Origin of the sequence: Nonomuraea sp. 10N515B, assembly GCF_052245915.1 — a bacterium.
Lineage (GTDB): Bacteria > Actinomycetota > Actinomycetes > Streptosporangiales > Streptosporangiaceae > Nonomuraea.
The window spans coordinates 359,377-378,993 of the sequence record NZ_JBQQBQ010000004.1 but is presented as its reverse complement, the minus strand read 5'-3'; the positions used below and the strand labels follow the sequence as shown (position 1 = coordinate 378,993).

Below are 19,617 nucleotides of genomic sequence, written 5' to 3'. Positions count from 1 at the left end.
CGGCGTTACGTCAACCAGGTGTGTGCGGGGGCCAGGGAACGTGAGTGATCTAGAGCATGCCGGTGAGGAGCGGTCCGCCTCCCGTCAGGGCATCCAGTCGGTCGAGATCGCGATGACCGTGCTGCTGGCCCTGGAGCAGAGCGCCGGACCGGCGAGCCTGACGCAGATCGCGGCCCTCAGCGGCATGCAACCCAGCAAGGCACACCGCTACCTGGTGAGCCTGGGCCGGGCCGGGCTGGTCTCCCAGTCGCCGAGCTCAGGCCTGTACGACCTGGGCCCGGCGATGCGGCGGCTCGGCGCGGAGGCACTGCGCAGGATGGACGAGGTCGCCCTGGCCTCCGAATACCTGCCGGGCCTGCGTGACCGCACCAAGCACGCGATCAACCTGGCCGTCTGGGGCGACCACGGCCCGGTGATCGTCCGCTGGGACTACGGCTCCCACGTGCTGCCCATCACCGTGCGCGTGGGCGCGACGCTGCCGATGCTGACCTCCTCGATCGGCCGCCTCTACCTGACCCACCTCCCCAGGACGTTGACCGACCCGGTCATCGCGGCCCAGGAGACCACCGCCGATGAGCGGTTCACCGACGAGGAAATCGAGCGCATCAAGGCCGACGTACGCCACACCGGTTATGCCGTCACCTCCGGGGGCGTGATTCCCGGAGTCACCTCCGTGGCCGCCCCCGTGTTCACCACCGGTGAGGCGTTGCCGCTGGCGGTCGCGATCGTCCTGCCCGCGCGGCTCGCGACGGACGACGTCCTGCGAGCCGTGACGGCGGAGCTGCTCACGACCACCAGCGAGATGTCCGCCCAGCTCGGGCACCAAAGCGCCCCCGCCTCCGCCAACAAGACCGCGCGGAACCGCCGCTGAGCCCGCTCAGCGCTTGACGGACAGCCGGTCCGCCGGGAACGGCACGAACGGCGCCGTGACGGCCTTCGCGGTCGCCGTGCCCGGCCCGCACAGCGCCAGCAGGAGATGATCGACGGTCGCGTAGTCGATCGGGTGCAGCACGATGTTGCCGCTCTCATCGATGGTCTGGTATTTCGTGCGGTTGACTCCGAACGACAGCTGGCGGCTCCCGTCCGGGCTGGACAACGACTGCGTGGCCATGCCGAAGACGCCGCCGTCGTGCCCCCAGAACCGGCCGCACGGCAGGTCGAGCGAGTAGAGGCCGAGCCCGTAGTCGATCGAGCCCCCGCCCGCCAGCACGACCACCGTCTTCTGCATCTCGGCGAGCTGCGCCGCGCCCATCAGCTCGCCCCGCAGCAGCGCCCGGTAGAAGCGGTTGAGGTCGTCCATCGTCGACGTGACGGCCCCCGCCGTGCCGGCCCACGACATGTTGTACACGCTGTAGTCGCGCGGCGGGTCGATGAACCCGTACATCGACTCGTACGCCTTGGAGTGCGGTCCCGGGATGTGCGGCGTGCGCGGGAACGACGTGTGCCGCAGACCCGCCTTGCGGATCACGTTGCGGGTGATGTGGTCCTCGGCGTCCGTGCCCGTCACCTTCTCCAGCAGCAGGCCCGCGAGGATGTAGTTGGTGTTGGAGTACGAACCGGGCGCCACGCCGGGCTCGCCCGTGGGGACGCCGTTCAGCCCCAGCTTGGCCAGCTCTTCCGGGGCGATGGTGCGGAAGCGGTGGTCGTCCAGGCTCTTGGCCGAGCCTTCCAGCAGCGAGGGGAACGCTGGGACGATGTAGTCGGCGATGTGGCTGGTGTGGTTGAGCAGCATGCGCACGGTGACCTTCTGGCCGCGCTCGCCGGGCACCAAGTCCGGCAGGTAGCGGCCCACCGGGGCGTCCAGCTCGATGGCGCCGCGCTCCACCTGCTGGAGGATGGCCACCGCCGTGAAGGTCTTGGTGATGCTGCCGACCCGGTGCACCATGTCCGGCCGCACCGGACGGCGCGTGTCGACGTCGGCCACGCCGGCCGCGCCCCGCCACGTCCGGCCCCCGTCGCGGACGTTCGAGTACATGCCGTACATGCCGGCCTTGTGCACGGCGTCCAGGGACGTCTGCAGCGCCTGCCGGTCGAGCCCATCGGGAGTCGCGGCGGCGGGAGTCGTGACGGTTCCTGCCGCGAGCAGCGCGCCCATCGCGGTAGCGACGGCCATCCGCCTGCCGCACTGTGGGAATCGGCGAGAAATCATGGGCTTCATCATGATCCAAGGACGGATGCGGGGTTAGTCCGCGATGTCATCGACGCGGTATGACAAGGGTCATGCCGCACCCCCGAGGTACTCTTCATAACCGACCCGCATGCCTCGGAAAGGACACCGCCCATGCCCCACGCGGCGCGGCCCACGGTCACGCTGCACGACGTGGCCGCGGCGGCCGGTGTCTCGGTCGCCACCGCGTCCCGGGTCCTGGGCGGCAGCACCAGGAAGGTGGCGCCTGAATACGAGGCCCGCGTGCTGGCCGCGGCGGCGGCCCTGCGCTACACGGTGGACGCCTCGGCCAGGGCGATGCGGCGGGCGAGCGACTCGATCGCGCTCGTCGCCGACGACCTCACGACGCCGTCCATGGGCATGGTCGTGGCCGCGATGGAGCGCGAGGCCCGCGCCGGCGGCGCCTTCGTCACCGTGTCCGCCACCATGGGAGCGCACGAACGGCAACTGGAGACCATCCGCCTGCTGCGCTCGCTGCGGCCCCGCGCGCTCGTGCTGACCTCCAGCCGGTTCGTGGCGAACGCGCTCGGCGGGCGGCTGTTCAAAGAGCTGGCCGCGTATGAGAAAGAGGGCGGCCGGGTCGTGATCGTCGGCGAGACGGACATGGCCTTCGACTCGATCGGTTTCGACGACTACGGGGCAGGGCGGTCGGCGGGCGCTTTTCTCGCGGAAACGGGACACCGGCGGGTGGCGATATTCGCGGGCGTCAGGGAACTGCGCACGGTGTCCGACCGGACGGCCGGATTCGTCGACGGACTGCGGGCCGGAGGCGTTGACGAGCGGGATATCCGGATCGTTACCTGCGAAGTCAGCAGGTCGGGCGGATTCGACGCGGCGCGGCGGCTGGCGGCGGAGGGAATGGACGGCCGGCAGGCGGTTCTCGCGGTCAACGACATTGTCGCCATCGGCGCCATGTCGGGTTTCCGGGCGGCCGGGATAAACGTTCCCGAGGACGTTTCGGTGACCGGGATCGACGATATTCCGCTCGCCGGTGACGTGACACCGCGATTGACCACCGTCGCGCTTCCGCTGGCGCACGCCGGAGCGGAGGCCATTCGGTTCGCGCTCACCGAAGCGGGGGGCGAGCCGCGGCGGCTGATCGTCGAGGGCCGCCTGATCGTCCGCGACAGCACCCGCCCGCGTCAGGCGTAGTAGCGGCGTCGGCGCCTCGCGACTCGCCCGGCGCCGTCCGCCGCGCTGATGACGACGTTCCTCCGACGCTGGATTTCGCCGCCGGTCGCACCGCTGGAATGTCACCGTCCGTGACGAACGCTGGTCTCGCGTCCGGCCGGGGCACGACTGCCACACGGAGGTGGGGGCGGCCGCGCCGGGCGGGGCGGAGTGCCCCGCGGACTGGCCCGATGGCGCGGCCCGGACCCCGCCGGCACCTGGCTGGCGACGTATCACAGCAGGTCACGGCCGCATAACGGCTGGCTGTGCGCTCACTCACAGTCTGTGACGATCGCCGTGATCAGTCCTGTCATAGCTCCAGGAAACCCGCTCTTGACGGTCGCGTTACCGGCATGCAAACTGCGGAATACGTTTTCCCGCCTACAGCACGGCGGTGACAGGAGGTTACGAATGATCCCGTCGGGGAGGCCCGCATGAGCGCACTCGGCGAGCTGCAGCGCATGCGCAAGGGCAGCGGCGGCACCCTCGGCGGCGGCCGTGAAGGCCTGGCCAGACGCGACAACAAGGCCGCGTTCGCGTTCCTGCTGCCCTGGTTCGCGGGCCTGCTGCTCATCACGGGAGGCCCGATCGCCGCCTCCTTCATCCTGGGCTTCACCGACTACAACCTGATCCAGCCGCCGGTGTTCAACGGCCTGGACAACTGGATCCGGATGCTCGGCGACGCGCGCCTGCACAAGGCGCTCGGCGTGACGCTGGTCTACGTCCTGGTCTCCGTCCCGCTGCAGCTGGCCTGCGCCCTGGCCCTGGCCCTGCTGCTGGACCGCGGGCTGCGCGGCCTGGCGTTCTACCGCTCGGCGTTCTACCTGCCGTCCCTGCTGGGCTCCAGCGTGGCCATCGCGGTGCTCTGGCGCCAGATCTTCGGCGCCGACGGGCTGTTCAACCAGGTGCTGGCCATGGCCGGCATCGAGGGCAAGGGCTGGATCTCCGACCCGGACAGCGCGCTGTCGACGCTGATCGTCCTGAACGTGTGGACGTTCGGCGCCCCCATGGTGATCTTCCTGGCCGGCCTGCGCCAGATCCCCGCCATGTATTACGAGGCCGCGGCCACGGACGGGGCGGGCAAATGGACACAGTTCCGGAAAATCACCATCCCGCTGCTCTCGCCGATCGTCTTCTTCAACCTGGTCCTGCAGGTGATCCACGCGTTCCAGTCGTTCACGCAGGCGTTCGTGGTCTCGGGCGGCAGCGGCGGGCCGTCGGACTCCACCCTCTTCTACACGCTCTACCTCTATCAGCGGGGATTCGGCAATTTCGACATGGGGTACGCCTCCGCGCTCGCCTGGCTGCTCCTCGTCATCATCGCCGCATTCACCGCCATCAATTTCTGGGCCGCGAAATTCTGGGTCGTTTACGATGACTGAACTCCGTAAGGTGCTCAAGCACGCCGGGCTGCTCGCGCTGGCACTGGTCATGCTTTATCCGGTGCTGTGGATGGTGGTCAGCAGCCTGCGGCCCAACAACGAGATCTTCCGCCGCCCCGGCCTGATCCTCGACAGCCTGCAGACCCAGAACTACGGCGAGGGCTGGACCGCCCTGGCCTCCCCGTTCGGCCACTACCTGGCCAACTCGGCGATCCTGGTGCTGGCCTGCATCATCGGCAACCTGGTGTCCTGCTCGATGGCCGCCTACGCGTTCGCCAGGCTGGACTTCACCGGCAAGCGCCTGTGGTTCGCCATCATGCTCGGCACGATCATGTTGCCGATCCACGTGATCATCGTCCCGCAGTACATCATGTTCTCCCAGCTCGACTGGGTGAACACGTTCCTGCCGCTGGTGGTGCCGAAGTTCCTGGCCACCGACGCGTTCTTCGTCTTCCTCATGGTGCAGTTCATCCGGGGACTGCCGCGCGAGCTGGACGAGGCGGCCAGGATCGACGGCTGCGGCCACGCCCGGATCTTCCTGCGCGTCATCCTGCCCCTGATGATGCCGGCCCTCGCCACGACCGTGATCTTCACCTTCATCTGGACGTGGAACGACTTCTTCGGCCAGCTCATCTACCTGACCGACCCGGAGATGTACACCGTGCCGGTGGCGCTGCGCTCGTTCGTGGACGCCACCGTGCAGACCTCGTGGGGATCCATGTTCGCCATGAGCGTGGTGTCCCTGGCTCCGGTCTTCCTCGCCTTCCTCGTCGGCCAGCGATACCTCATCCGGGGCATCGCGACGACCGGCGGCAAGTAACCCCAGGGAATCATCATGAGACGAATCGCCCTTGCCGCCGCGGCGGCACTCATGCTCACCGCCTGCGGCTCCGGCGGCGGCAGCGCCTCCCAGGAGCTCTCGAAGGACCCGGTCACCCTCCGCTTCACCTGGTGGGGCGCGGACGAGCGGCACAAGCGCACCCAGCAGGTCATCGACATCTTCCAGAAGAAGTATCCGAACATCACCGTCAAGGGCGAGTTCAAGGACTGGAACGGCTACTGGGAGAGCCTGGCCACCACCGTGGCCGCGAACGACGCGCCCGACATCATCCAGATGGACGAGCTCTACCTCGCCTCCTACGCCGAGCGCGGCGCGCTGCTCGACCTCGGCACCGCGTCCAAACACGTCAAGACCGCCGACTTCGACAAGTCCGCCCTGGACACCGGCATCGTCAAGGGCAAGCAGTACGCCCTGCCGGTCGGCCTGGCCACGTACGCGATCGTCGCCAACACCGACCTCCTCGACCAGTTCAAGGTCAAGGTCCCCGACGACGCCACCTGGACCTGGGAGGACTTCAAGAAGACCGGCGACGCGGTGTCGAAGGCGGGCGGCAAGGTCACCGGCGTGCAGTCCTTCGGCTTCGACGCCGGCAGCCTCAACATCTGGGCCAGGCAGAACGGCGCCGCCCTGTTCGACGAGGCCGGCAAGGTCGCCGTGCCGGAGAACGTGCTGGCGAGCTACTGGACCTTCATCAAGGACCTCGCCACGTCCGGCGTCTCCCCGGCGCCGTCGGTGACCATCGAGCGGGCCGGCGGCCCGCTGGACCAGTCCGGCACGGCCACCAACGCCTCCGCCCTGGCCACCTGGTGGAACACCCAGCTGACGTCGCTGTCGGCGGCCAGCGGGTCCAAGCTGAAGCTGCTCAAGCTGCCCGGCGAGGCGCAGGCGTCCTCCCCGGCCGCGTACTACAAGCCCTCGATGTTCTGGTCGATCTCCTCGCGCAGCAAGCACCCCGCCGAGGCCGCGCTGTTCGTGGACTTCCTGGCCAACAGCCAGGAGGCGGCGGACATCATGCTGACCGACCGCGGCGTGCCCGCGAACACCAAGATCCGCACCGCCATCACCCCGAAGCTCGCGGAGACGGACAAGGCGGCGGTCGAGTTCCTGGACACGATCAAGGTCGGCACCGCCCCCAGAGTCACTCCGAACGGGGCCAGTAACCTCGAGGCGATCATCAAGCGGCACACTGAAGAGGTGTTGTTCGACCGGCAGACGCCGGAACAGGCAGCCAAGTCGTTCATCAAGGAGCTCCAGGCCGAGATCGACGGCGCCTGACCCCCTTCCCCACCAGGAGTTATGACCTTGTCTCAACGGAAGTACCGGGCCGCGATCGTCGGCACCGGTGCGATCGCCACCGCCCACGCCCGCGCCATCGCCGCCTCCGGCGGCAGGGCGACGCTCGTCGCCGTGGCCGACGTGGACCTCGGCCGGGCCAAGACGTTCGCGGAGGAGTGGAACGTCCCCGGCGCCCACGCGAGCCTGACCGACCTGCTGCGGGAGGAGCAGGTGGACCTCGTCCACCTGTGCACCCCGCCGCAGCTGCACGCGCCGCAGGCCCTGGAGATCCTGGAGGCCGGGGCGACGGCGCTGATCGAGAAGCCGCCGACGCTGTCGCTGGCCGAGTTCGACACGCTGATCGAGGCCGAGCGGCGCTCGGCCGGGCACGTGGCGACCGTCCTGCAGCACCGCTTCGGCACGGGCGCCATCCGGCTGCGCCGCCTGCAGGAGGCCGGCGAGCTGGGCCGCCCGCTGCTGGCGACCTGCGCCACGCAGTGGTACCGGGACGAGGCCTACTACGGGGTGCCGTGGCGCGGCACCTGGGAGTCCGAGGGCGGTGGCCCGACGATGGGGCACGGCATCCACCAGTTCGACCTGCTGTTCTCGATCCTCGGCCCGTGGCGGGAGGTCACGGCGATGGCCGGCCGCCAAGCCCGCGACGTGGACACCGAGGACGTGTCGATGGCGCTGGTGACGTTCGAGAGCGGCGCGATGGCCACCATCGTCAACTCGGTGGTCTCGCCGCGGCAGACCTCCCAGCTCAGGTTCGACTACGAGCACGCCACGGTCGAGGTCGACCACCTCTACGGCTACACCGACGACGACTGGACGATCACCCCCGCCCCCGGGCACGACAACGTCTCCGCGCTGTGGGCGCAGGGGGCCGGCACGTCGCCGAGCAGCCACGACGACTGGCTGGCCGCCGTGTTCGACGCCCTCGACCAAGGCCAGGCGCCGCCGGTGACCGCCGCGGACGCCCGGCGCACGATGGAGTTCATCGCCGCACTGTACGCCTCCGCCTTCACCGGCGAGCGCGTGCGAAGCGGACAGATCACTGCTGACAGCCCGTTCGCCACGACGATGGAGGGCACGGGCGCCCCGTGGGAAAAGGTGAGGAACAAGTGACTCTGCAGGCCAACCACGCGCTCGGCCGGTCGGTCACCGTCACGGCCGGCGACGTCGAGCTGTTCAGCTACGTCTACCGCCCGGACACGCCGGTGCTGGAGTCGCCGAAGCCGTATCTGCACCCGATCCGCACTGTCGGCGGCGCGCTGGTGTCGCTGTTCCGGCCGCACGACCACGTCTGGCACAAGGGCATCGCCTGGTCGCTGCCGCACGTGGGCGAGCACAACTTCTGGGGCGGGCCGACGTACGTGCACGGCAGGTCCTACGTGCAGCTGGAGAACAACGGCAGCGCCACGCACCGCGAGATGACCACGCTGACCGCCGAGGGAAACCGGGTCGAGATCGGGCACACGCTCGGCTGGACGTCCCAGGCCGGCGCCCCGGTCATCGAGGAGCGGCGGTCCCTGGCCGCGACCGTGCTGGACGAGGCGACGTGGGCGCTGGTGTTCGACACGACGATGACGAACGTGTCGGGTGGCACGCTCGACTTCGGCTCGCCGACCACGAAGGGCCGCGAGAACGCCGGGTACGGCGGCCTGTTCTGGCGCGGCCCCCGCTCGTTCACCGGCGGGATCATCCAGTCGCCGGCCGGCGCGGGCGGTGACGAGCTGCGCGGCACGCGGGCCGAGTGGTTCGGCTTCCGCGGCCGGCACGACGAGACCGGTGAGCACTCGACGATCGTCATGGTCGACGACACCGCCAACCCGCAGCACCCGCCGCAGTGGTTCGCCCGCAGCGAGGACTTCGCCTGCCTGTGCCCGGCGCCGTTCTTCAGCGAGGAGGTGCCGCTTCCCGACGGCCAGGCGCTGCGCTTCAGGTACGCGGTCGTGATCGCCGACGGCGACCGTGGCGAGGACGGCACGGCGCTGCTGGCCAAGCAGGGAAGGGCGGCCCTGGCATGACGTTCCCCGGCGGCACGTCGATCAGCCGGCTGACGGTCTACACGGGCGCGTGCGCCGACGGCCTCGAGGGCGGCACGCCGCACGTGCACATCGCCTCCACCGAGGCGTACGTCGTCGTCGGCGGGCACGGCGCGCTGCAGACGCTCGACGCGAACGGCCTCAAGGAGACCGAGCTCAGCGCCGGCTCGACCGTGTGGTTCACGCCGGGCACCATCCACCGGGCGATCAACCGGGGCGGCCTCGACGTGCTGGTCGTCATGTCGAACGCCGGCCTGCCCGAGGCCGGCGACGCGGTCATGACGTTCCCGCCCGAGATCGTGGCCGACCCGGACCGCTACCGCGAGGCCGCCACCCTGCCTGCCGACAACGTCGAGGAGGCCGTCACCCGGCGGCGCGAGCTGGCCGTCGAGGGGTTCCTGCGGCTCGCCGACGGCGGCCCGGAGGAGCTGCGGCGCTTCTATGACAGCGCCGTCGCCCTCGTCCGGCCCAAGGTGGCGGGGTGGCGGGACATCTGGGAGCGCACGGCGGCCCAGGAGACCCGCCGCACCGGCGAGATCCTCGACGCCCTCGCCGGCGGCGACGGGTCGCACCTGCTGCGCTCCGCGCTGATGGAGAGCCCGCCGCAGCAGCGGTGGGGCATGTGCGGCCACCTGCGCGCCCACGACGTCGCCAACCCGATCGTGCACTGAACATCCCCATCCCGGACAACACCCCCCGCTAGGAGCGCGGCGATGCCACGTGACGCTGCCTTAGTCCGTACCCTCTTGCGCATGATGACGGCCGCCGCCATGGTCGCCGCGCTCGCCCTTCCCGCCCAGCCCGCCGCGGCACAGGCGGGCACGACGTACTACGTCGACGCGGCCGGCGGCGACGACGCGGCCTCCGGCCAGGACCAGGCGCACCCCTGGAAGAGCCTGGACAAGGTGAACGCCACCACGTTCGCCCCCGGCGACCGCATCCTGCTGCGCGCGGGACAGCGGTGGACCGGCCAGCTGTGGCCCAAGGGCTCGGGCGAGAGCGGCGCGCCCATCACCGTCGACCGGTACGGCGAGGGCGGCAAGCCGCGCGTCGACGGCGCCGGCCAGGTCGGCGACGCCGTCAGGCTGTTCAACCAGGAGCACTGGACGATCCGCAACCTGGAGGTCACCAACGAGGTCCCGGCCACCGGCACCCCGGGGGACAACCTGCGCGACCTGCGCGGCGTGCACGTCTCCGGCGACAACAGCCAGACCCTCGACGGCTTCGTCATCGACGGCGTCGACGTGCACGACGTGACGGGCCAGGTCAACTGGATCGGCGGCAGCATCGAGAACAACGCGCCCGGCGTGCGGTTCCAGACCGGCTGGGACGGCTCGAAGAAGACCGGCGGCATCGTGTTCGACACCACCGTGCCCGACATCCACAGCCCCCCGGACCGGGCCACCGTGCTCAACGATGTGGTGATCCAGAACTCCACGGTGCGCAACACGTCGTTCGCCGGCATCGTCGTCAAGCAGTACACCGGGGACGGCAAGAACGACGCCGGCCAGACGATCGCCACGCCCACGGGCTGGGGCACCCGGCAGAGCCCGGACGATCCGAAATTCACGCCGCACACGAACATCGTCATCAGGAACAACTACGTCACCCAGGCCGACACGGCGTACGGCTGCAACGGCATGTACGTCACCAACGTGCGCGGCGCGCTGATCGAGCGCAACGTCGTCTACCGCACCGGCACCTCCGGCATCGAGACGTACTACGCCGACGACGTGACGTTCCAGTTCAACGAGGTGTACGAGACGCAGCAGAAGGCAGGCGGCGCCGACTCCAACGGCATCGACCCGGACAAGGGCACCACGCGGCAGGTCGTCCAGTACAACTACCTGCACGGCAACGGCGACGGCGTGCTGTTGTGCCAGTTCGCCTTCGGGGACGCGATCGTCAGGAACAACGTGATCGCCGGTAACTCCCGCTACCAGATCTACCTGCACTCGGACCGGGCCGCCACCGCGCAGATCTACAACAACACGATCTACAACGACAGATCCGCATATCTGATCTACGGGTACGGCAGCTACCTCGACGCCCGCTACACCATCACCAACAACGTCCTGTACTCGACGCGAGCCGCGGCGACCCTGACGACCAGCCCGACCATCGCCTACAGCCACAACCTCTACGGCGGCGCGGACCTCGCGGTCCCGGCCGGCGACAAGGACGCGGTGGTCGCGGATCCCAAGTTCGCCGCCGCCCCGCTCGACGGCCCCTCCGGCACGCCGGAGACCGGGCCCCGGCTGGAGACCGCGCACGGCCTGCGCGTCACCTCGGGATCGCCGGCGATCGACACGGGCGCCGAGATCACCGGGAACGGCGGCCGCGACTACGCCGGCGCCACCCTCTACAACGGCGGCCCGGACCTGGGCGCCTTCGAGTACGCCACCGCCGAGGGCGCGACGGCCGAGGCCGTCATCGGCACCGTACGCACCCCGTCCGGCGCCCCGATCAGCGGCGCGAGCGTCACCGCGGCCGACGTGACGGCCGCCACCGGATCCGACGGAAGATTCACGCTGGCGAACATCCCGTTCGCCGACGGCGTCGAGGTCACCGCCACCAGGAACGGCTACCAGAGCGCCTCCGAGTCAGTGAACGTGCGCTTCGGCAACACCACCACCGTCCACCTCACCATGGCCTCGACCAGCGTGGTCGGCACGATCACCGGCCGGGTGCTGGACCAGGCCGCCCAGCCGCTGGCCGGCGCGAGCGTCACCGTCAAGGACGGCGACCAGACCCTCGGCACCGCCACCAGCGGCGCCGACGGCGGCTTCACCGTGGAGAGCGTGCCGGTGGGGGAGGGCTACACGCTCCGCGCCGAGGCCGGCGGGTACGTCGCGGCGACCCGGTCCGGGCTGCGCGTGGAGGCCGCCACGGCGAGCGAGGCCGGCTCCCTCCTCCTGGTCCGCCCGATCCCGTCCTACGTGGCCGTCCACGACTTCAACGACCTGCCCACCGGGCCTCTGACCAGCGGCAACGGCCTCACCGTGAGCGCCGCCGGCGGGAGCGCCGAGGTCACGGACGACAAGGGCGTGCTGCTCACGCGCACGGCGAACAGCGGCAGCACCAGCGTGTCCCGCACGTTCGCGCTGAAGGGCATCGTGACCGTGGAGGCGAACGTCATGAGCCGGCAGGCCTACACCTCCGGCAACCACTGGTGGGCCGTCCCCTACATCAGGAACGCCGCCGGGCAGAACGCCGTCAGCGTGGCCTTCACCAAGAACACGATCGTCGCCTACGCGGGAGCTACGACCCGGACGGTCGGCACGTACGAGCCCGGCCGCCGGTATCACGTCGCCGCGGTGATCGACACCGTGAACCAGCGCTTCGACCTGCTGCTCGACGGCCGCCGGGTCCTGGAGGGCGCCGCGTTCAGGAACCCGATGGACACCGTCGCGCAGATCGACTACTACGCCAACAGCACCAACTACGGCAGCATCGACCTCGACGACATCCGGGTCTCCCAAGGCGTCGGGCTGGCCCGCGGCGACACCGCCCTGCTCAGCGTCGACACCAGCCAGGGCGCGCCCGACGGCGACCTGGTGCTCGACGTGCCCGCGCGGGTCGGCGAGGTCGAAGTATCCGCCGTGGCCCGCAGCCCGTTCGCCACGTCGGTCGCCATCGACGGTGAGCGCACCGAGGGCGCCCAGGCCACGCGGCGGATCACGCTCGGCGACACCGGCGCGGACGTCCGCATCGTGGTCACCGCCGAGGACGGCACGGAGGGCGTTCACACCCTGCGGATCAAGCGGCGGTCACTGGCCCAGGACACCACGCTGTCCGCGCTCGTCCCCGACGCGGGCACCCTCGACCCGGCCTTCGACCCGGACGTCCACGCGTACGAGCTCGCCATCCCCGGGGACCGCGTCGCCTTCACCCCGACCGCGCTCAACCCCCGCTCGGCCATCACGGTCGAGGACCATGCGGTCACCAGCGGGACGAAGTCGCCGGCGATCACCGTTCCCGCCGAGATCGCCATCAAGGTGGTCTCGGAGGACGGGACGGCGGACACGACGTACAAGGTCAAGGTCACCGGCCCTGGGCTGCCCCAGGACGGCGCCACCGCGCCGCCCGCCCGCGCCGCGCTCTCCACCACGAGCGGCCGGCGGCACGGCCTCCACGACGGCACGTACGACGTGACCATGAACCTCTGGTACGGCGTCAACGGCAGCGTCTTCATCCTGTACGAGAACGGCAAGGAGATCGCCAGGCGCGACCTGACCCCGAAGACCCCGTCGGCGCAGAAGTCCACGATCCCGATCAGCGGCAGGAAGAACGGCACGTACCTGTACACCGGCGAGCTGCTCAACCAGGCGGGCCGCACCGCCACCACGTCCGTGAACGTCGAGGTGAGCGACGCCAACCCCGGCGAGCCCGTGCTGAGCTCCGACAACTGGGACAGCGACGGCAGCTACACGATCCGCATGAACATGTGGTGGGGCACGAACGCCACCACCTACCGCCTCTACGAGGACGGCGTGCTCGTCGACACCCAGCGGCTCGACGCCGCGACACCGGCCGCCCAGAGCGCCGCCACCGTGCTCGAAGATCGGCCGGCCGGCACGCACACGTACGTGGCCGAGCTGGAGAACGCGGCAGGCGTCACCAGGAGCGAACCATTGACGCTGGTGACAAGATGACCGGTATGGATGACGGGTGGAGGACCCTTTCCTCCCCGCCGACCCTGCACGACGTCGCCAGGGAGGCCGGCGTCTCCATCGCCACGGCGTCGCGCGCACTCAACGGCAGCGTGCGCAACGTCAGATCGGAGAACGCCACCCGGGTCCGCGCGGCGGCGGCCAAGCTCGGTTACGAGCCGCACCTGTCGGCACAGGCCATCGCCAAGGGCTCGACCAGGACCGTCGCGCTGGTGGTCCGGGACGTGGCCGACCCCTACTTCTCCTCCATCGCCGCCGGGGTCACCCAGGCGGCGGAGTCCGCCCAGCTCATCGTCACCATGGCGGTGGCAGACGGGTCACCCGAGCGGGAGCTGGAGATCGTCAAGACGCTGCGCGGGCAGCGGCCCCGCGTCATCATCGTCGCGGGCAGCCGCATCGAGGGCACGGGGACGCGGGACGCGCTCGTGGAGGAGTTGGAGGAATACCAGACGGCCGGCGGGCGGGTCGTCATGATCAGCCAGCGGGATCTGCCGTTCAGCACCGTCACCATCGACAACCACGGCGGTGCGGGACGCCTCGCGCGGGCCCTGCTCGACGCCGGCTACCGGCGCTTCGCCGTCTTCCACGCGCCTGCCGAGATCCGCACGTCCAGCGACCGCCACGCCGGTTTCCTGGCCGCCCTGCGGGAGGCCCGGGCCCCGCACCCGGTCGCGATCGAGACCGGCTTCACCAGGGCGGGCGGCTACGACGCCGCTCGCCGGCTGGTGGAGCGGGGGTTGGCGGACGTGGAGGCGGTCTTCGCGGTCAACGACGTCATGGCCATCGGCGCCATGACGGCCTTCCGTGACGCCGGAGTGGTACCTGGGGCGGACATCGGGGTGGCGGGGTTCGACGACATCGGCTCGGCGGTGGACGTGGTGCCCGCGCTGACGTCGGTGGCGGTGCCCCTGCGCGAGGCGGGCTTGAGCGCGATGCGCCTCGCACTGTCCGGTGAGGACAGGACCGACATCTGCCTCCCGGCCGACGTCGTTCTACGCGAAAGCACCCCGCCCCGCCTGCCGGCATGATCATGCCCATGGGTTATGAGGAGCTGATCGACGAGGCGCTGACGACACCGTTCGAGGGCTGGGACTTCACCGTGTTCCGCGGCCGCGTCACCTACGACGGCACGCTGCCCTGGGACTACGAGCAGCTGGTCCGCGACCGGCTCCCCAAGGCCTCGGCGCTGCTCGACCTCGGCACCGGAGGCGGCGAGCTCCTGGCCTCCTTCGCCCCGCTCCCGCCCCGCACCGTGGCCACCGAAGGCCATGCGCCGAACGTCCCGATCGCCCGCCGCCGCCTGGAGCCGCTGGGCGTCGAGGTGACGGAGACCACCGGGTCGTTGCCTGACGGCTCGTTCGACCTGATCATCAACCGCCACGAGGCGTACGAGCCGCGCGAGATCCGCCGCCTCCTGGCCGGCGGCGGCACGTTCGTCACTCAGCAGGTCGCCGGCCGCGACCTCGAAGAGATCAACGAGGCGCTGGGCGCCCCGCCGCACCGGAACCGCGCCTGGGACCTCGCCACCGCGACCGCCGGACTGTCCGGACTGGACGTCATCTGGAGCCAGGAGGCGTGCTTCACCACCACGTTCCACGACATCGGCGCTCTTGTGCTGTTCCTGCGCGTCCTCTCCTGGCAGGTCCCGGGCTTCGACGTGGACACGTACGGCGCCCGGCTGCGTGCGCTGCACACGGACATGGAGGACGGCCGCCCCCTACGCGCGACCGCCCACCGCTTCGTCGCTCAGTACGTCCAGGTGTAACGCAGCTCCAGCGGCCCGCCCACGTCGCCGACCTGCTCCTTGGTGACGCGCTGCCGCAGCATGCCCTCCTTGTTACCGTAGCCGTCCAGCACCACCCAGTCGCCGACGCGCTCGAACTTCTCGTAATTGGCCGGCGGCCGGACCAGAACTGACCGGCGGCGCGCTGGAACATCCGCGAATAGTCGCCGTACGTGCCCAGGTCGGCGGCGCGTGCCGTCAGAGCCGGGCGCTAGCGCCGGAACAACTCCAGCAACTCCTCCGCCCGCCCCGTGCGGGCGATCCACACCTCGCGGCCGCGGCGCTCCCGGGTGATCAGCCGTCCGGCTCGTAGCCGGTCGCAGTGGTACGTGAGCCCCATCGCGGGCGCGACGGGACGGCGCCACAACGAGTCCGCGCCGGGCACGGGGTAGGCGATCCACACCGCCTCCGGGTCGTCCAAGCCGACGATCAGGGCGTCCTTGCCGGCCAGCATCGGCACCAGGACGATCTTGCGGTTGCCGGGCTCGTGTCTGTCCCGCTCCGTGCCGGGGATGAGCAGGCCGCGCTCGCCGTACACGATGCGGCTGGTCAGCGAGGCCAGCAGCAGCTCGGGTCCGCCGCGCACGGTGGCCACCCCGACCCGCTCGACCTCCCTGTCCAGCAGCGGGCAGGCACGCCTCCACAGCGACTCGGCGCTCTTCCAGACGTCGGCGACAGCGCCGGCGTAGCCGTGCAGCCAACGGGCGGGCCGCTCGGCGGCCGGCCGCCAGCGGACGGACGGCAGCCCAGGCGCGATCGAGTGGCCGGGCGCGGCCAGTGGGCGCACGGCCTCGTGCCCGAGCCGTCCGACGCCCGAGCTGAGCGCCCTGCGCCAGACCTCCGGCAGGCCACGGCGGCGGCCCGCGAGGGCATCGGCGATCATGGCGAGGGCGGTCGAAACGCCCTTACAAGACGTGGGTTTCTTGCTCCGAAGGGTAAGCAACCCATCGCCGTGTGGAGGAAGTTCTATCCACCGGCGTTCGTGAACCGGTGGCCGGAGGCACCGCCGGGATGGCAGGCTGCCCGCATCCGCCCTGGTTGTCTGGGGCGGGACCTTCGCAGTGTTCACGGAAGGAATCCGGCATGACGCATGACGCCGGCCGCGTCGCGGCCAAGCGGATCAACGACCACGTGGAGCTCGTCCACGTTGACAACCCCGACGTGGTGTTCGAGGTCCCCCGCCACGACTGGGAGGCGTTCACCACGGCGGTCAAGTCGGGCGCGTTCGATCTCAGAACGCTGGAGCGCGACGCCGAGGAGAACGTGGCCTGACCACTTTTCCCAGCCGCACAAAGGGCGCCCGCTCTCAGCGCAGGAGAGCGGGCGCCGCCATGCGCAGGCCCGGCCGCCGGGCTAGGGCAGGCGGAGCTCGGCGAACACGCCGCGATGATCGGTGCCGGGCACGTCCGCGACCTCGACCCGGCGCACGCTCACCCGCCGGTCGGCCACGACGTGGTCGATGGCGATGATGGGCGGCATCGCCCGGCCGTTCGGCCACGTCGGGACCAGGCCCTTGCCCACCTGGTCGGCCGCGTCCACATAACCGCGGCTCAGCAGGTCGCGGAAGGCGCGGTGGTCGAGGCTGGCGTTGAAGTCGCCGGCCAGCACCCGGATCGCGGAGGGGGTGGCCGCAGGCAGGCCGCGCAACGCGGCGTTCCACTCCTCCTCCATGCGGCCCAGCGGCGGGTTGGGGTGAATGGCCACGATCTCGACCTTGCTCCCGCCGGGCAACGCCATGGTGGCGGCGGGCATGTTGTGCCCGATCGGGGTGAACAGCCCGGTCAGCTCACTCACCGGGTGCTTGGCGTAGATGCCGCTGCCGGTCGCACCGAACTCCTCCTGCAGCACCCGGTGCGGCAGCAGCTGCTTCAGCCCGGCCGTGTCCAGCCGCTCCACCGCGTCCGGGGTCAGCTCCAGCGCGGTGAAGACGTCGACGTCGTGCCGCCGCACCAGGTCGACCACGGTCTGGGCGTCGCCGCGGCCGAACAGGTTGACCGTCAGCACCCGCAGCGGCGCGCCGTCGGCCGCGGGCTGCTCCGTGCTGGTCAGCCGTGGCGCCACGCAGGCGGCCATGACCACGCAGGCGAGCGCGGCCACGAGCGTGGCCGGCCGGTTACGCCTGATCAGCAGGAGCGCGGTCAGCGCCGCCAGCCCCGCGCCATACGGCGTCACGGTCATCAGTTGCGTGACGAACGAGCCCTGATCCAACCCCCCGGCCCTGATCGCCGCCCACAGCGCCAGCAGCACGACGACCGTCCAGGACAACCATCGCCTGCGTCGCCGGCGTTTCGGCGCCGGCGCCTCCGCCGCGGCCTGCTCGGTCCCGACCGTCGTGCTCACTCCGCCGTCCTGTCCCCGATTGGCATCACGACTTGAAGCTTAAACGGATCCAGTGCCCGGCGCAGTGGTCAGCTCTTACGGCCCACTCCGCCGTACATCCAGGTCGCCGGGTCGGGGAAGAGCGGGGTGTCGCGCCATTGGGAGACCCCGACGAGGCCCGGCTCGATCAGGTCGAACCCGTCGAAGTAGCGGGCGATCTGCTCGCCGGTGCGCGGCGTGCGGTGCATCGCCTGGCTCCGGGTCGCCGCCAGGTAGTCGTCGGCGGTCTGCTGGGACACGAGGTCGAGCGTTAGGTGGCTCAGCACCAGATAGCTGCCGGCGGGCACGGCGTCGGCGAACGCCTTGACGATGCCGGCCGGGTCGTCCTGATCCGGAATGTGCATGAGGATCGCGACCATCACGAGCCCGATGGGCTGGCTGAAGTCCAGTGTCTGGCGTACCTCGGGGTGGTCGAGGACGGCGCGCGGGTTCCTGGCATCGGCTTCGATGTACGCGGTCCTGCCCTGGGGCGTGCCGCTCAGCAGGGCCCGGGCGTGGGCCATCACGATGGGGTCGTTGTCGACGTAGACCACGCGCGCGTCCGGCGCCTCGGCCTGCGCGATCTCGTGCACATTGCCCTGAGTCGGGATGCCTGTGCCGAGGTCGAGGAACTGCCGGACGCCGAGCTGCGTGAGGTGGCGCACGGCCCGGCCGAGGAAGGCCCGGTTGTTCTTGGCGCTCTCGCGGACCCCCGGCACCGCGGCCATGGTCGCCTCGGCCACCCGGCGATCAGCCTCGAAGTTGTCCTTGCCGCCCAGCCAGTAGTCATAAACGCGGGCCGAGTGGGGAATGTTCGGATTGATCCCGTTTGGTGCGCTCACGATCAGAATCCTAGGTCATCAGAACGCCACATCCGCGATGATGACCGTGGCGTCCTCCTTCGGGTCGGCGGCGGCGAGCTCGTCGTACATCCGGTCCAGGCACGCCGCCGGGGAGGAGCCCGCGGTGAAGAGCTCCGCCATGCGCTGCGGCCCGAGGGCCCGGACGACGCCGTCCGTCACGATGACCACCCGGTCGCCGGGGTGGATGGACACCGCGCCCACCTCGGGATTGAGCTCCGACGGCAGGCCGAGACCGCGCAGCAGCGGGCCATCGCCGAAGGAGTGCGCCGTGGTGAGCGGCACGGGCGCGGCGCCTTTCACGCAGTGCCAGATCGCGCCGTTGCCGACGTGGGCGAAGCGCAGGCGCGGGCTCTCGCCGGGATCGAGGACGATCACATCCAGGGTGCTGACCAGGTCGCGCCCGGCCGGTTCGCGCAGGGCCGCGGTACGCAGCGCACGGTGCGCCGTCTGCGCGCACTCGTCCAGGTCCTCCGGCCGCGTCCCGGCGCGCTGGGGCCGGGCGGCGACGACGGCGCCCAGGACCACGGCGGCGGCCGTGTGACCCGGCTCGGCGCCGGCCGCGCCGTCGGCCACAGCGACGAGCCGCTCCTGCACGACGTACGCGTCCGACGCCCGGCCGTGCGTGCCCTCGTACGTGCCGCCCACCGCCACCAGCCGCGGGCGGGTCACCGGCATGCCGGCCGGCCACTGCCCGCGCTTGCCGCGGCCGGTCATCACGGACAGGCAGCCGATCAGAAACGAGATCACGAAGAGCGTCATGGGTCCCCTCCCACCGCGGTTGTCGCGGCCCGGGCCTAGTAGACGCCCATGCGCGGCGAAACGACTGACGGCCGTTCGGCCGTCGTAGCGCTCCATGACGGCCGATCAGCCGTCGTGCCGCCCCGGGGGACGGCGCACCAGGGTGTGAGGTGCGGTGCACGCCGCAGGAAAGCCGGGCCCAGGAAAAGAGCCATGCAACCCATGACCTCATCCCTCGTCACGACCGCGGCACGCCCCTTCGGATTCATCGGAGAAACCCATTCCTGTTTCTTTTTACCCACCCTGCGCTGCGTTATCG

General features: G+C 70.6%; 17 protein-coding genes. 12 read left to right on the top strand and 5 right to left on the bottom strand.

The genetic code is table 11. The features are described from left to right. Window positions 1-40 precede the first annotated feature (40 nt). Entirely contained in the window at window positions 41-871 is an 831-nt protein-coding gene (locus tag ACTWQA_RS08275; RefSeq protein WP_443158672.1) for an IclR family transcriptional regulator, read from the top strand. Window positions 872-877: 6 nt separating this feature from the next. Here the strand turns inward: ACTWQA_RS08275 and ACTWQA_RS08270 are convergent, their stop codons facing one another. Next, window positions 878-2,113, bottom strand: a complete 1,236-nt coding sequence (locus ACTWQA_RS08270; RefSeq protein ID WP_443158671.1) for a serine hydrolase domain-containing protein — start codon at window positions 2,111-2,113, stop codon at window positions 878-880. A gap of 168 nt (window positions 2,114-2,281) precedes the next feature. On the opposite strand from ACTWQA_RS08270, the gene ACTWQA_RS08265 reads away from it, so the two are divergent. The 10 genes from ACTWQA_RS08265 (at window position 2,282) to ACTWQA_RS08220 (ending at window position 15,321) form a co-directional block, all read left to right on the top strand. Next, on the top strand, window positions 2,282-3,319 hold the full coding sequence (locus ACTWQA_RS08265; protein WP_443158670.1) for a LacI family DNA-binding transcriptional regulator: 1,038 nt from the start codon (window positions 2,282-2,284) through the stop codon (window positions 3,317-3,319). A gap of 479 nt (window positions 3,320-3,798) precedes the next feature. Further along, window positions 3,799-4,719 (top strand): carbohydrate ABC transporter permease, encoded by a 921-nt coding sequence (locus tag ACTWQA_RS08260; RefSeq protein WP_443158709.1) that lies wholly within the window; start codon window positions 3,799-3,801, stop codon window positions 4,717-4,719. Then, entirely contained in the window at window positions 4,712-5,539 is an 828-nt protein-coding gene (locus ACTWQA_RS08255) for a carbohydrate ABC transporter permease (RefSeq protein ID WP_443158669.1), read from the top strand. The genes ACTWQA_RS08260 and ACTWQA_RS08255 overlap by 8 nt, the downstream gene beginning before the upstream one ends. 15 nt (window positions 5,540-5,554) lie before the next feature. Next, a complete protein-coding gene (locus ACTWQA_RS08250; RefSeq protein WP_443158668.1) occupies window positions 5,555-6,835 on the top strand; it encodes an ABC transporter substrate-binding protein in 1,281 nt (426 codons plus the stop codon). Between the two features lie 21 nt (window positions 6,836-6,856). Further along, window positions 6,857-7,963, top strand: a complete 1,107-nt coding sequence (locus tag ACTWQA_RS08245) for a Gfo/Idh/MocA family protein (protein WP_443158667.1) — start codon at window positions 6,857-6,859, stop codon at window positions 7,961-7,963. Continuing rightward, window positions 7,960-8,865: a PmoA family protein gene (locus ACTWQA_RS08240; RefSeq protein WP_443158666.1), complete on the top strand. Its 906-nt coding sequence runs from the start codon at window positions 7,960-7,962 to the stop codon at window positions 8,863-8,865. Before ACTWQA_RS08245 ends, ACTWQA_RS08240 begins: the two co-directional genes overlap by 4 nt. Beyond that, complete coding sequence (locus ACTWQA_RS08235; protein WP_443158665.1) at window positions 8,862-9,554, top strand: cupin domain-containing protein; 693 nt, start codon at window positions 8,862-8,864, stop codon at window positions 9,552-9,554. The genes ACTWQA_RS08240 and ACTWQA_RS08235 overlap by 4 nt, the downstream gene beginning before the upstream one ends. An 81-nt stretch (window positions 9,555-9,635) precedes the next feature. Continuing rightward, complete coding sequence (locus ACTWQA_RS08230; protein WP_443158664.1) at window positions 9,636-13,538, top strand: carboxypeptidase regulatory-like domain-containing protein; 3,903 nt, start codon at window positions 9,636-9,638, stop codon at window positions 13,536-13,538. 5 nt (window positions 13,539-13,543) lie between these two features. Next, window positions 13,544-14,584 carry a LacI family DNA-binding transcriptional regulator gene (locus tag ACTWQA_RS08225; RefSeq protein WP_443158663.1) on the top strand — a complete coding sequence of 347 codons (1,041 nt, stop codon included), beginning with the start codon at window positions 13,544-13,546 and terminating at the stop codon, window positions 14,582-14,584. A gap of 8 nt (window positions 14,585-14,592) precedes the next feature. After that, the gene (locus ACTWQA_RS08220; protein ID WP_443158662.1) at window positions 14,593-15,321 is read left to right on the top strand and encodes a class I SAM-dependent methyltransferase; all 729 of its coding nucleotides are present in this window, start codon (window positions 14,593-14,595) and stop codon (window positions 15,319-15,321) included. Between the two features lie 229 nt (window positions 15,322-15,550). Here ACTWQA_RS08220 and ACTWQA_RS08215 read toward each other — a convergent pair whose 3' ends face one another. Next, window positions 15,551-16,222 (bottom strand): hypothetical protein, encoded by a 672-nt coding sequence (locus ACTWQA_RS08215; protein ID WP_443158661.1) that lies wholly within the window; start codon window positions 16,220-16,222, stop codon window positions 15,551-15,553. A gap of 200 nt (window positions 16,223-16,422) precedes the next feature. Between ACTWQA_RS08215 and ACTWQA_RS08210 the strand changes: the two genes are divergently transcribed. Beyond that, window positions 16,423-16,611 carry a hypothetical protein gene (locus tag ACTWQA_RS08210; protein ID WP_305925235.1) on the top strand — a complete coding sequence of 63 codons (189 nt, stop codon included), beginning with the start codon at window positions 16,423-16,425 and terminating at the stop codon, window positions 16,609-16,611. A gap of 81 nt (window positions 16,612-16,692) precedes the next feature. On the opposite strand, the gene ACTWQA_RS08205 is transcribed toward ACTWQA_RS08210, so the two are convergent. The 3 genes from ACTWQA_RS08205 to ACTWQA_RS08195 form a co-directional block, all read right to left on the bottom strand. After that, window positions 16,693-17,679, bottom strand: a complete 987-nt coding sequence (locus ACTWQA_RS08205; RefSeq protein WP_443158660.1) for an endonuclease/exonuclease/phosphatase family protein — start codon at window positions 17,677-17,679, stop codon at window positions 16,693-16,695. A gap of 68 nt (window positions 17,680-17,747) precedes the next feature. Beyond that, window positions 17,748-18,539: an SAM-dependent methyltransferase gene (locus tag ACTWQA_RS08200; RefSeq protein WP_443158659.1), complete on the bottom strand. Its 792-nt coding sequence runs from the start codon at window positions 18,537-18,539 to the stop codon at window positions 17,748-17,750. 18 nt (window positions 18,540-18,557) lie between these two features. Next, window positions 18,558-19,319 (bottom strand): PP2C family protein-serine/threonine phosphatase, encoded by a 762-nt coding sequence (locus tag ACTWQA_RS08195; protein WP_443158658.1) that lies wholly within the window; start codon window positions 19,317-19,319, stop codon window positions 18,558-18,560. Window positions 19,320-19,617 lie beyond the last annotated feature (298 nt).

What these genes read in the sequence shown, in the direction of transcription:
- ACTWQA_RS08270 (WP_443158671.1), bottom strand. Translation starts at nt 2,113, where the DNA reads ATGGCCGTCGCTACCGCGATGGGCGCGCTGCTCGCGGCAGGAACCGTC.
- ACTWQA_RS08265 (WP_443158670.1), top strand. Translation starts at nt 2,282, where the DNA reads ATGCCCCACGCGGCGCGGCCCACGGTCACGCTGCACGACGTGGCCGCG.
- ACTWQA_RS08260 (WP_443158709.1), top strand. Translation starts at nt 3,799, where the DNA reads ATGCGCAAGGGCAGCGGCGGCACCCTCGGCGGCGGCCGTGAAGGCCTG.
- ACTWQA_RS08255 (WP_443158669.1), top strand. Translation starts at nt 4,712, where the DNA reads ATGACTGAACTCCGTAAGGTGCTCAAGCACGCCGGGCTGCTCGCGCTG.
- ACTWQA_RS08250 (WP_443158668.1), top strand. Translation starts at nt 5,555, where the DNA reads ATGAGACGAATCGCCCTTGCCGCCGCGGCGGCACTCATGCTCACCGCC.
- ACTWQA_RS08245 (WP_443158667.1), top strand. Translation starts at nt 6,857, where the DNA reads ATGACCTTGTCTCAACGGAAGTACCGGGCCGCGATCGTCGGCACCGGT.
- ACTWQA_RS08235 (WP_443158665.1), top strand. Translation starts at nt 8,862, where the DNA reads ATGACGTTCCCCGGCGGCACGTCGATCAGCCGGCTGACGGTCTACACG.
- ACTWQA_RS08230 (WP_443158664.1), top strand. Translation starts at nt 9,636, where the DNA reads ATGATGACGGCCGCCGCCATGGTCGCCGCGCTCGCCCTTCCCGCCCAG.
- ACTWQA_RS08225 (WP_443158663.1), top strand. Translation starts at nt 13,544, where the DNA reads ATGGATGACGGGTGGAGGACCCTTTCCTCCCCGCCGACCCTGCACGAC.
- ACTWQA_RS08220 (WP_443158662.1), top strand. Translation starts at nt 14,593, where the DNA reads ATGGGTTATGAGGAGCTGATCGACGAGGCGCTGACGACACCGTTCGAG.
- ACTWQA_RS08215 (WP_443158661.1), bottom strand. Translation starts at nt 16,222, where the DNA reads ATGATCGCCGATGCCCTCGCGGGCCGCCGCCGTGGCCTGCCGGAGGTC.
- ACTWQA_RS08210 (WP_305925235.1), top strand. Translation starts at nt 16,423, where the DNA reads ATGACGCATGACGCCGGCCGCGTCGCGGCCAAGCGGATCAACGACCAC.
- ACTWQA_RS08195 (WP_443158658.1), bottom strand. Translation starts at nt 19,319, where the DNA reads ATGACGCTCTTCGTGATCTCGTTTCTGATCGGCTGCCTGTCCGTGATG.